The sequence below is a fragment of the Fluoribacter gormanii genome (assembly GCF_900156395.1).
GTDB classification, from domain to species: Bacteria; Pseudomonadota; Gammaproteobacteria; order Legionellales; family Legionellaceae; genus Legionella; species Legionella gormanii.
This window is the reverse complement of sequence record NZ_FTNL01000009.1, coordinates 13,970-26,243: the sequence shown is the minus strand read 5'-3', so window position 1 is coordinate 26,243 and position 12,274 is coordinate 13,970. Positions and strand designations below refer to the sequence as shown.

Genomic DNA, 12,274 nt, shown 5'->3' with positions numbered 1-12,274 from the left:
GAAAGGATGCCTAAACCACTGCACATTACTTTTTTATTTTATGAAGGAATGACTGCCCTCGACGCAATTGGGCCCTATGAGGTACTGAGTCGTTTGCCAGAAGTTATCGTGCAGCGGGTTGCCTTAAATAAGGGACAGGTTCGTACTTGTTCCGGACTTACCCTAATTGCTGAGCATGCATTAACTGAAATTTCACAAACTGATGTTGTGTTGGTTCCAGGGGCTGGTAATGCAACTGCATTACGTGAATGTCCTGAAACGCTTACATGGATTAAAACAATTCATGAACATACTTTATGGACTACTTCTGTCTGTACTGGAAGTTTGATTCTGGGAGCAGCTGGAATTTTATCCGGGGTTAAAGCAACGACTCATTGGGCAGTAATGCATCGATTAGCAAATTGGGGGGCCATACCGACGCCTAACCGATTTGTTACCGATGGTAAAATTATTACTGCGGCCGGGGTTTCAGCTGGTATTGATATGGCCTTATATCTTGCCGCAAAACTTACCAATGAACATGTGGCGCAAAGTTTACAACTTGGTTTGGAATATGATCCTGAACCACCCTTTGATTCAGGATCACCCGATAAAGCACCACAGATATTAGTTCAAGCGCTTCGTGAACGATTGAAAAACAGGTTTGAACCCGAGTAGTCAGGGTAGTACATAGATTACTAAAGCAATTAATCCGGCAAGGGCAATAATTGGATGAACAAGTACTCCCATTTTGGGAAGTTGTTTTCCTTTCTTAGCCAGCGCAACCATACTAAATCCACCTAATGCAGCAACGATTAAAAGGATTAAGCTTACGGCTAGAAGTGTCGATTTACCTGTGGCAAATGCAAGCATATGAACGATAATAATCAGCAACCCCAATGCTGCAAAAACGGCATGAAGATTTCTCACCGTTATATTAATCGGCCTGTCTTGTAGTATTGCTGTCAAAAGAAAGAGACCACAAGCTACTGCGGCAAGAAATAAAAGAATAGCAAGTATTAACATATAACCTCCTGTACTGATTTGTTTAATCACATTGTAACCTGGGTGCAGCGAAGAGGAACCCGGGATCTGGTAGAAATATCTGGGTTCCGCTTCGCCGCACCCAGGTTGTAAAGACTATTGAAATTTATTCAGGTGTCACATAATTTTCTTTTGAATTGGGAAGATTAAGGAGTTCGTTTTCCAGCTGCTCTCCCAAGGTATCTTTTTTCATAGAAGGAGAAAAATTAATCATTGGGGCAGGATTTTTCAATGCCTCAGTCAAGCTAATAAATTTATATCCATTTTTTTGATACATTTCCAGAATATCCCCTAATACATAGCTATTAAGAAGGTTTGCATGAATTAATAATATTTGCTTGGCATTTTCGCCCTTAGCGTTTTTCTCAGCTCTTAATGTTTGCTTCCATATATAAGCCAAATAACGTGGTTTTAATTTTTGAATATAATTTACTCGTGAACGATATGGAACTTTGTAAAGCATTTCATTAAAGTCAAAATCTTTACTATCAATGGTTACGGGGGCAATGGTGTAGTTATGTTTGTTTAAATAATCATATACTTCTTGCTTTTTGCCTTTATTTCCTTCCGCTAGATAGGGATAACGAAAATATTTGGGTTGAGTCATTATTGGCGTAAGAATTTTATCGGCACGATCAACATCTGCAATATATTTTTCAGCACTGATCTGATTGAGATTATAATGTGAGTAAGTATGATTGCCTAACATAAAGCCTGCCTGACGAAATTGCTCAAGGAAATCCCATTGGCCTTTTTCTATCGCTCCTGCAATCACAAAACCAGTGACTGGAACTTTATATTTTTGAAATGTTTGTACAATTTGGGTAAAGCGTTCGGTTGATCGTTGTCGATTTCCTGGAGTATCCATTCTTGAGGCAACTAGAGGCAAATCATCCATCGTAATTGCAATTTCTTTTTCAGCAGCCAAACAGACTGAAGAAAATAATGTAATAAAGAGAAAGAGTAATTTAAGCATCGATGATCCTTATCAAAATTTAATACCATGGATGGTAACATAATTCGATGAATACGTTAAAAAAAGATTAGCTAGCTATAGAGCTCTCAGTCATTCCGAGTCTAAGGCTTCGTCACTTTTTATGTGCCGTTTTTCGAGTCATTAATGAGCAAGTTGTGATTTATAGTCTCATTTCAGGGTAGGCGATAATCTATCCAACACATTAGTTTATTGATAGGTTCATTATGAGCTCTTAAAAATTCCGGCATTTATATACATTCAGTGCATACTCCTTATGCCTAAATGGATGCATATGAGTTGGTATTTTTTGGCATTGATCAAAATATTGTTTCAAGCAACTCTGGCGATCATAGCGATCAATGTACAATATTTCTTTTAAGGTCTTATCTGCAATTTTTTTATTGATGTTAACATTCCATAAAGCATATTGGTTTTGAGCAGTGCCACAACCTAAAGTATAAATAATCGGCTTGTTTTGAAGGAAAAAGAGCATCCGGGCTGTAAACCAGCCTGAAGTAAAGACCGTATCGGGTAACTCTGGATGGCTCGCATTAAATTTCTGGATTAAATGATAGAAAATCAGTTTTTTTGATTTGATAAAATTAAATTTGGAGGTGTTATCTATTAGAATGCAGAGGCTAATTATCGCATAAAGTGTGAGTAATAAAATGGCAAATTTTCGATAATGAAATGTTATAAGCCAATATCCCAATAAAATCGCACTGCTAATTAGGTAAGGTGTTAGCCAGAACTCTCTAATCTCAGCTTGGCTTGCTGTATATAAGTAAAAACACAGAAAAGTAATACAAATGGTCCGGCACAATGTCACAATTGATGCGCTTTTTTCATCCAGATTTTGGTTGCGTACTAAAAATGGAGGAAGAAGCATAATATTTAGTGCAGGGACGAATGAGGTAAAAAATGTTTTAACAGTATGATAAAAAGGGTTTACTCCAGGATGAAGTTTATGAGTGGTTAACTGATAGATAAATGATTGCCAATGATTTTGATAATTCCAAAAAATCACTGGACTGAAAATAATAATGGCAAGAATTGCAGCAAAATAAAAATGTTTTGATTTAAAAATTGAACGATAGGTACTAAAGATTAAAAAAATAAGCAGGGAAAAGATTAAAACAATGCCGCTATATTTGGATAACATCATCAATCCGGCACTAATACCAATTAAGTAGAGCTCTCTTATTCTATTGGTTTTAATAAATTTTATAGTGTAATATAGGGTTAATGACCAAAATAAAGCAAGGGGCGTATCATAGGTCGTTTGTTTTAAAATATCTAAGGTGACCAGTGGAGAAAATAGCCACGCTAACATCGCCATACAGCTTGCTTCGCGAGATAAAAAAAATCGAGCACTTTTGTAAATAATCCCGCTCGTGAACGCAATGCAGGTGATGCCTATAAAACTCAAGGCAAATAGGTTATTTCCGAATAATGAAGTTGCAAACCTAATAAAATAGGCAATCATGGGGGAGCCATCATAATAGGATAACGCCAGGTGTCGACTCCAATCCCAATAATAGTACGTATCAAGAGATAATATGTTAATCGGTGCTAACAAGAGTAAAGTGGTAAAATAAAGAGTTAAAAGCAGGTTAACGCTTCGCGAGCTAAAAAAATCCCATGAACTAATCCTGTTATTTGCTCGTTTCTCTGATGGATATCCATTTCCTGGTTCAATATCCATGGGTGAATTTTTTTTTGTCGATTCATTCTCATAACAATGGTTATCTTTAATTACTAGGGACATATTTTTCTGCCCATATATGTCGGGAATAAGTATAGTAATTTAAAAGAGATATTAAGCCGATTCCCATAGCCATTATTATATTTTCACGTAAGGGTCCGGGACCAAAACAAAGAACTCCCAGACGTAACCAATAACTTTGTAGGTTAATTATAAATACTGAATAAATAGTAAAAAGCAACAGCCGCTTTATTTTTAATGTCCAGGATAATTTATTCTTGACGCTAAATGTAATTTTGCTATTCAAAAAGAAATTATTAATAATCGCTGTACATACTGCAATTTGTGAGGCATCAAAAGGCGAGAATTGAAAATATTCACGCAATACATTGTAGGTAATAAATTGCACAAAAATACCCAGGGAGCCAACAAGACACATTTTTAAATAACGTTTGATTTCATGATAGCGTAAAGTAAAAACGACTCGCAGTGAATCGACAATGCTGTTTTTAGGTAGTTTACTGTATCCTTGATTACGATCGATAAAATCAATGGGATACTCACGAATTTTTGCTTTATTTTTATGTAAAAGCCACAACAACTGCATTTTATATGCATAGTGATTTGTAAGAAATTGATCAGGTAGGATTTTTATCAGTTGCTGCCGACGAGTAGCACGAAAACCACTGGTAAAATCCTTGTATTTGGGGGTGAGTACTGCTCTGGCAATGTAATTACCTAAAATAGAAAATAATTTGCGATGTAATTCCCAATTATTCGGAATACTCCCGCCATCTACATAGCGACTTCCCAGCACACAATCACAAGTTTGCAACATATCCAAGATTGGACGAATATATTTGGGCTGGTGAGATAGATCCGCATCAAACTCAAAAACAATATCCGCATTCAGAGCAAATAATGCATAGTTCATGGCTTGTAGATAAGCGGAGCCAAGTCCAGATTTAGTGGGCTCATTTTGTAAATGTAATTTTGGATAATTGTTCTGTAATGAAGCAACGATTTGTTTGGTGTTATCAGTAGAGGCGCTATCAAAAATTAAAATATGCACATCATACTGCTCAATTTGTTCTACTGACGCAAATACTTGTTCTATTGTTGATTGAATGACTAACGCTTCGTTATGCGTTGGAATAATAATAACCACTTTCTCTTTTTCTAAAGAATTTTCTTCAATGGAATCAGAGGATTTATTTGCATCAAAAGTCAACTTTATATCTCGAGATTTGGATATTTGGGTAGTGAGTTTATCAATTAGTTTTTAGAAAAAAAAGAGGGTGGGTTTGTACTTAAATCATTCTTTTAATTTTGATTTTGATCATGATCTTTATTTTTAACTATTTTTTTGCAGAAAATTAACACTATTGTTTTAATCTGTTTTAAATAACCCATAGTACAATTGAGCAATTCTCAACAATTCATCTCAAAGAGTTCTTTTATGGGCAAATCAAAAATTGGTCTCATAAAGCATACTTTCTTTAATAATTCATTTAAAAAAAACAATCTTTCCTTCAAAGAAGATGAGTTTCATTTAGAACGACTAAAAGATGAATTTTTATCGTTACATCAAATAATTATATCGAATGAATCTTGTTGTACAGAAGAGAATGTAGCAGTGCATTATTTATACTTCTTATGTGATTTTCTGATTTCATATTATCAACTCGATTTTGTTGATTCTGATTTGAAAAAATTAAAACAACTTCGTAAAAAAATAGAAGCATTTTATAAAACAGACCCCGGACAAGAACAGCAAAAATCAATTGATAATTTTCCTGAGTTCATGGTTGAGGGATTACAAACAAGCATTCTCGATTATCTGTCATCATTTATTAGTATTTCCAAATTACGCCAAAATGTCGGTGCTCTAAACACTAGGCGTTCTCAATTTACTCACAGCCGTAGTCTAGCAATTTATATCATTATTTATCTTCAGAAGAGTTCTGTTTCCGAATTGATTCAAAAAGTTAATACAGTACTTGGCAATCAATATAGTTTTATTGATGGCATTAATTTTCTGAATAACTCACGCAAATCCATTACTGATCTAGGTATTTTGCTCTATACGTTCCGTTTTATAATTAATTTAATCTTAATGCTCAAACATATTCTCCAGTCTGCAATAAGTGAAGAATTATCGACAAAAAAAGTACTAAAACAAGAAATGGAAAAACGTGGTTTTATAATGGTTAGTGACTTGGTTTGGGCTGTAGCAGGTTTGTTAACTACATATAATAATTTTTTTGATATTGCTGGCTCTGCTGTTCCACTAATCACTGTTACTTGCCTTACTTTCGACACACTATTGTTTTTAGCGCAGTGGCTTTTTGAAGCCAGCCATTATCATGATCTTGTGCAGGAATTACAGGCACAATTAAATGATGCAACACTCTTCGAACAAGCAATCATTCAGCGTCAGATTGATGTATTAAATGATGAATGGGAAGCCCAATGCACCTATTTTGCAATTAACATAGTAGGAGCAAACATAATCGCCACCTGCTTTGCAATCAGTATGTTATGTACCGGCCCACTTGCTTTAGCCGGGATTGCATTATTTAGTATGCTTGGTAATGCATTGTATAACACCTCGGAAGAGTATAAAAAATACCAAAAATCCTCTATTGCGGTACGACGAGAATTGGCAAATGGTAAAATTCTGGACGACGATCATCATCGCCAACTCTTAAAACAACTCGACGATGAATGCAGCAAAAATTACCTCGAATTTTGGAACAACTTGGCATTTAATGTGGGGGGAATCGCATTCCTTATTACTGCGGCTGTGGCTTCTTGGCCAGTAGCTTTGGGTGTAACGCTAATCTATGTGGGGTATCGATTAAATGATACCTATCAAAAACAACTTAATCCCAAGGAGGAAGCTCCTCAAGATGTTTATCGTCTTTTAGATCTTGATTCGGAGCAATCAGAGGGAGTTTGTTTACAGTTTGCCTATAATTAATTCGACTCCTTCAGTTTCTTATCATGCATTTCCTGACTAATTTTAGATAGCTTCTTTGCTTAACTTCTTATTAATAAATATATAGACAAATTTATTAATAATTTACACTAATAATTAATAATTACTTAATGTGAGTAAATTATAATCACATGGTGCTGGGGGTAAATCAATAAGAGTATCTTATATGAAAGATGGCAAAAAAAAACCAAAGCTAAAAAGAAACCGGGTAGCCAGAATCGAAGCGTTTTCTCCTGATCTAGATTATGAAAGAGAAAAATTCTTAAGGGAGGAAGGTAAAGCATTAGCCGACACGGTAAAAACTCAGGAAAAAATCTATCGCTGTGTGGCAATCAATGAAAATGCAAAAGCTTTATTAAAGAAACACAATGACATCAACGCTCATTTGCAGGAACAAATTCAGGCGATAGAAAAACGTTTAGAAGATCCTATGCCTAGAAGCGCGCGCATTCTCTTCCTTGAAAATCATAATAAACTGATGAAGGAAGCCATTGCAAAAATAGGCCAGATTGAAACAGAACTCACTGCCATTGAAAAGGATTTATACCCTACATTTGACCCCAAAAAACAAGCTGTCATTTTTTCGAGAAATAAAAATGCCGTTGCCCAACTTTATGCCAGATTAAAACAACATACTTTCAATATCCAATTTAAATTGGAGCGAATTGATCCCATATTACGTGACTCAATCCAGTCCGATCTGGAGCTGTTAAAAAAACTTCTTGGTGAAATCGAGTTAATCACACAGAAAACAAGTGATATCTATGAACGTTTAAAAGGAGGACGAATTCCACCCGATTTATATGCCACGATGGCCAATGAAGTATATGAGATTCATAAGAAAAAATTTGATTTCGAACAAGTCTGTAAATTAATTGAAGACAAATTGGAAATATCAAAACTGGATGCTGAGATTAAGCAAAAGCTCGAGGAGCTTAAGACCGTTCATGAGGGGTTGTCTGCTGTAAAAGGTATTATTAATACAGCCTATTACAATACGAAAAGAGGAGCGGATGATTTAGCAACAAAATTAAAATCGGCTAATTTTAGTTTTAATGCAACTGACTATGCGGCAAAACTACTTACGTCCTCAATGGAATGGGATGATGATCTGACTGCCAGAGAGGCAATTATAAAAGAGCGACAAAATTTACTTGCCCAACTAACCGAGAAAAAAGAATATATTGCTCAAGTTATCAGTCTCATTGTAACTCATCAGCAAGCCATTAAAGATTTAATTGCAAAAGATTTAGATTTTTGTGCCAAAAGAGCTAGCCTCTACGAGGCATTTACACATGCGCCTCACGATTTTTACCAAAGGTATGATAATTATCAAAAAGCACTTGAATATGACTTTAAGAGTGGTTTGGATAATCAGCGGGCACAATGGTATTTACATAGGCTCTTAACTTATACTTTGGGGTTCTCAACCGATGTTCCTGATAACTGCGCTATTGTTCGCCATGTTCGATATGCAAGCAGCAACATCAAGAAATTAAAAGTGCAATTTGAAAAAGATTTTCCCTTGGTAGCAATTGAAAAGGAATTTTTTAATTACAATGGTAAATCTTATTTTATCTCTGATTCCATTAGAAAAAATTTAGAGAATTATACTTCAGCACGAGCAAAAATAAGTGATGCGTTTAAGGATGAAAATAAGTCGAGCGAGTATGTTGATTTTCATTATGAATTACAACTTCTAAGGGAAAGCAAAACTGAAATTGAGCAGTATATTGTTGCTTATGAAGAAGGTCGAAAAAAGAATAGATTGGATCTTTTGGATGCAAAAAGTCAACTTTCAAAATCACTTGTTCAATTCAATTTGCAGAATGATTCATTAGAATATCAGGGAGAAATATATTCCTTGGATATTCCAACTAAAAATTTGGTTGAGCAGTATAATCTCGCTCATGAACTATTAACCGAGGCATTGAGTGATAAGCAGTTTGCAGTAGACCCCATTTCATATAAAGATAAGAAAGAACAGTTTGCCGCGTTACAAAAAATTCAAAAGTCTATTATTGCTTATCTCGAAGAGCAAAGGAAAAACAGGCTGGAGTTTTTAGATTTCAAAGAAAAGTCTTCAAACTATACGCCATTGGTCTTAAATAAAATTACCTTACAGGAAAACGCTCTATCTTTTCAAGGAACTAATTATATTCTGGATCATTCTACCCAACAAATGGTTGAGAGGTATAATTACTGTTATGAAAGTTTAGCTAAGGTTTTTAACGAGTTTTCCTCGGAGTCAAAACCTTTAAAGATAAGTACAGAATTCTTACAGAAGATAAGAGAACGGTTTACTCAACTAGAAGAAAACCAAAAATATATCATTGCTTATCTTGAGGAGCAAAGAACAAACAGATTGGAATTTCTAGAGCACAAAGAAAAGTTTTTAAGTTTCACCCCGTTTAGCTTACAAGGAAAAAATCTATCTTTTCAAGGAGTTAGTTACACTCTGGATAAGTCTACGGAACCAATGGTTAAGGGGTATAATTCCGTCTATACAATATTAGCCAAGGTTTTTAGTGAAGAGTGTTCTTTAGACTCAAAACCTTTAACTACAGAGTCTTTAAAGAGAATTAAAGAACAGTTCATTCAATTAGAAAAAAATCAAAAGATTACTATTGCTTTTCTTGAGGAGCAACGAAAAAACAGGATAGAACTTTTTTTAAATTTCAAAGAACAGTTTTCGAATCTTACTCCGTTTACTGTGGAAGAAAACAGTCTATCTTTTCAAGGCGCTAATTATGCTCTGGATGTTTCTACGGCACAAATGGTTAAGGGGTATAATTTCGACTATAAAATATTAGCCGAGGTTCTAAGTGATGAGATTTCTTCGGAGTCAAAACCTTTAACTGAAGAATCCTTACAGAATATAAAAAAACGGCTTACTCAATTAGAAGAAAATAAAAAGCAAATTACCCGTTTTGTTGAAAAACAAAGAGAGCTAGATGATTTAATAAAAAGGTTTGCAGCCTATTCCTCACTTACTATAACTGGTGAAGGGAATTCACTGGTGTATAAAGAGAAAACTTATCCTCTGAATGCTGCGACTGCAAAGCAAATTCAAGAATATAATGAAGCTTATGAAGAACTGAAGCAGGCTTTTAAGAGTGAAAATAGTACTCTGGACATAGAGTCTATAAAAAAATTATTTAATAAGTTACAACAAAGGGTAAAACCTTTTGACCAAATTGAGGAATTTGGCAAATTAACGAAGTTGCTTGAACAACAGAGTGAGCTTGTGAGTAAGAGAAAAATAATAGTACAGCAAATTATAGATAATATTGACCTTGAATTTAGAAACTTGGGGGATGTTGCAAAGGGTTCAGAAGAGGAGATAATGAGTATTATTTTGGCAAGTTTATTGCAAGTGTTCGCACGTCATCAAGCAGAAGTGAAGAAATTAGCGACAAATATTGGTATCGCTAGAAATGATTTATGCTTGGATAACCTTAATGATTCAAAAGAACAATTAAAGAGATTTGCATCTGCTAATCACGATAAAGCAGGCGATTTAGTTAACGATCTCCGTGAAGAGTTTAATGAAAACCTCCCTAAATTTTCTTCAAATAAGCGTCTCAACCAATTTATGGAGTGGATAGATAAACACATTCTTGCTCCTCTGTATGAGGCATATTATAAAGAAGAAAAACCGTATAAACCCGGATTTTTTGCTTCATCAATAGAAAGAAACCTTTTTGAATTTCGCAAGAATCTTTTTCCTGATTTGGAGAAATTCCAAAATGAGTTAAGCGAAGCTGCTGCAGCTGCTTCAGCTGCATGATAGGCATACTCTTCCGGATCATATTTTCTAACATCTTTTGCAATTGTGAGCTATCATTCAAACACTGCTAATAAAATAAGGAAATGATTATGTCACAAAATTCTATGGGTCAATTCTGTTGGAATGAATTAGCTACTGCGGATGTGAACCAAGCGAAAGAGTTTTATAGCAAAGTATTAGGGTGGCAATTTAAAGAAATACATTCTGGTGAAATGACATACACTCTGATTCAAGCCAACGATAAAGAATTTGCGGGTATCTGGCAAATTCCTGCTAATCAACAAAACGAAATTCCACCTCATTGGATGGCTTATATTTCGGTGAGTAATGTTGCAGATACTTTAGCAAAAGCCAAACAAAATGGAGCTCAAGAAATTAAAGGAGTGACTCCTGCTGGAGATATGGGCCTTTTTGCGATTATTAAAGATCCTACCGGAGCTCATATTGCATTCTGGGAACCAAAGTAAACGTTTTTAACTGCGCAAAAGCCTGGGTTTCGCTGCGCCGCACCCAGGCTTTTATATCGCTTTTACTCTTTAAATCGAGACAAGTTTTCTTTCCTGCTTTAATATTGAGTCCAATCTTGCTCGAGTGAGTTATTCGTAGGCAATAGTTCATAAGTTTTGAAGATATCTCCGTCTTGAGATAAAAGAATGGCTATAGGCCTGGTTTTTTCAAAATGGGCAAAGACAATCATCATCATGACGGTGATGGGGACGGAGAGAAACATTCCTAATATTCCCCATATTGCACCCCAAACTGCTAATGCAATTAAGATAACTAATGGGCTTAAATTCAATGAATTACTTAAAAAACGTGGTTCAACCAAATTTCCTACAATAAATTGTATGGTTCCCAGACCCAGGGTGATTTCAGTGAAAGGAATCCAACTGGCAAATTGAACAAGGGCCAAAGTGGCTGGAAATGCAATCGCAATAATGGCACCAATATTGGGAATAAAATTGAGGAAAAAGATAAGCAGTGCCCAAAATTCTGCAAAATCCAATTTCACCCATTTCATGATTATCCAACTGGAAAGAGCGGTAATAATGCTCAAAATGGATTTAATTCCCAGATAAGTCTGCGTGTTGTTTGCGATATGGCTAATGATATTGTTAACCAAGAGACGACTTTCCAAAGAGGGAAAAAGCGCGTCAATTTTTTTTAGAAAAAAATGTTGTTCGACAAATAAAAAGGCAACATACAATAAAATGAGCACTGTCGAACTGGTAAGCGTTGTGAATACCCCATAAACGCTTGTAAAAATCGTTTGAAAATTGAGACTTTTGATCATGCTATTCATACTCGCTAATATTTGAATATGAAATTTTTGATCAATGTTGCTAAAAATTGCTAATAAGTTTTCTTGATAGCGATTGGATGCAGCGATGACATTCGTGACATTATTGGTAATGATATTTATAAAAATTAAAAGAGACACTCCAAGTATTACAAAGGCACAAATCATACTGAGCCAATTAGGTATTGCTGGTATTCGTTGTATGATGTTACTTATCGTATTAAGAAGATACCAAATGAAAACCGCAATTACAAAAGGAATCAATACATGGCTTCCTATCACCAGGAAGTAACCAACTATCCATATGATTATTAATCCGGATGTAACGAGAATGGTGCGGCTCATAGGCTAACTCCTAAGTAATGAGTTGGCTGAGCTGATCTTCCTTGGAGCATAATACTTCCTTCTTAATTTTTTGATTTATATCAGCAATATTAGCATTGATTGATTGGTAGAAGAATTGAAAAACAAAAAGGCTA

9 protein-coding genes are annotated in these 12,274 nt (G+C 35.1%); 4 read left to right on the top strand and 5 right to left on the bottom strand.

What is annotated here, in order from left to right; translation table 11 throughout:
- Nucleotides 1-6: 6 nt before the first annotated feature.
- Complete coding sequence (locus BW930_RS07145) at nt 7-657, top strand: DJ-1/PfpI family protein (protein WP_082647075.1); 651 nt, start codon at nt 7-9, stop codon at nt 655-657.
- Here BW930_RS07145 and BW930_RS07140 read toward each other — a convergent pair whose 3' ends face one another.
- The 4 genes from BW930_RS07140 to BW930_RS07125 all read right to left on the bottom strand — a co-directional run bounded on the left by BW930_RS07140 (nt 658) and on the right by BW930_RS07125 (nt 4,935).
- A complete protein-coding gene (locus BW930_RS07140; protein WP_058468471.1) occupies nt 658-1,005 on the bottom strand; it encodes a hypothetical protein in 348 nt (115 codons plus the stop codon).
- 124 nt (nt 1,006-1,129) lie between these two features.
- Nucleotides 1,130-1,999 carry a polysaccharide deacetylase family protein gene (locus BW930_RS07135; RefSeq protein ID WP_058468470.1) on the bottom strand — a complete coding sequence of 290 codons (870 nt, stop codon included), beginning with the start codon at nt 1,997-1,999 and terminating at the stop codon, nt 1,130-1,132.
- A gap of 232 nt (nt 2,000-2,231) precedes the next feature.
- Nucleotides 2,232-3,767, bottom strand: a complete 1,536-nt coding sequence (locus tag BW930_RS07130; protein ID WP_238587876.1) for a glycosyltransferase family 39 protein — start codon at nt 3,765-3,767, stop codon at nt 2,232-2,234.
- Entirely contained in the window at nt 3,751-4,935 is a 1,185-nt protein-coding gene (locus BW930_RS07125; protein WP_058468469.1) for a glycosyltransferase family 2 protein, read from the bottom strand. The genes BW930_RS07130 and BW930_RS07125 overlap by 17 nt, the downstream gene beginning before the upstream one ends.
- 228 nt (nt 4,936-5,163) lie before the next feature.
- Between BW930_RS07125 and BW930_RS07120 the strand changes: the two genes are divergently transcribed.
- From BW930_RS07120 to BW930_RS07110, 3 genes are all read left to right on the top strand, one after another.
- Nucleotides 5,164-6,687 (top strand): hypothetical protein, encoded by a 1,524-nt coding sequence (locus BW930_RS07120; protein ID WP_058468468.1) that lies wholly within the window; start codon nt 5,164-5,166, stop codon nt 6,685-6,687.
- Nucleotides 6,688-6,871: 184 nt separating this feature from the next.
- Nucleotides 6,872-10,495 carry a hypothetical protein gene (locus BW930_RS07115; RefSeq protein WP_058468467.1) on the top strand — a complete coding sequence of 1,208 codons (3,624 nt, stop codon included), beginning with the start codon at nt 6,872-6,874 and terminating at the stop codon, nt 10,493-10,495.
- Nucleotides 10,496-10,584: 89 nt separating this feature from the next.
- On the top strand, nt 10,585-10,962 hold the full coding sequence (locus tag BW930_RS07110; protein WP_058468466.1) for a VOC family protein: 378 nt from the start codon (nt 10,585-10,587) through the stop codon (nt 10,960-10,962).
- Nucleotides 10,963-11,060: 98 nt separating this feature from the next.
- Here the strand turns inward: BW930_RS07110 and BW930_RS07105 are convergent, their stop codons facing one another.
- A complete protein-coding gene (locus BW930_RS07105; RefSeq protein ID WP_058468465.1) occupies nt 11,061-12,140 on the bottom strand; it encodes an AI-2E family transporter in 1,080 nt (359 codons plus the stop codon).
- Nucleotides 12,141-12,274: the final 134 nt, after the last annotated feature.

Bases quoted from the DNA above. Each gene is read 5' to 3' on its own strand.
- BW930_RS07145 (WP_082647075.1), top strand. From the start codon at position 7: ATGCCTAAACCACTGCACATTACTTTTTTATTTTATGAAGGAATGACT.
- BW930_RS07140 (WP_058468471.1), bottom strand. From the start codon at position 1,005: ATGTTAATACTTGCTATTCTTTTATTTCTTGCCGCAGTAGCTTGTGGT.
- BW930_RS07135 (WP_058468470.1), bottom strand. From the start codon at position 1,999: ATGCTTAAATTACTCTTTCTCTTTATTACATTATTTTCTTCAGTCTGT.
- BW930_RS07130 (WP_238587876.1), bottom strand. From the start codon at position 3,767: ATGTCCCTAGTAATTAAAGATAACCATTGTTATGAGAATGAATCGACA.
- BW930_RS07120 (WP_058468468.1), top strand. From the start codon at position 5,164: ATGGGCAAATCAAAAATTGGTCTCATAAAGCATACTTTCTTTAATAAT.
- BW930_RS07115 (WP_058468467.1), top strand. From the start codon at position 6,872: ATGAAAGATGGCAAAAAAAAACCAAAGCTAAAAAGAAACCGGGTAGCC.
- BW930_RS07110 (WP_058468466.1), top strand. From the start codon at position 10,585: ATGTCACAAAATTCTATGGGTCAATTCTGTTGGAATGAATTAGCTACT.
- BW930_RS07105 (WP_058468465.1), bottom strand. From the start codon at position 12,140: ATGAGCCGCACCATTCTCGTTACATCCGGATTAATAATCATATGGATA.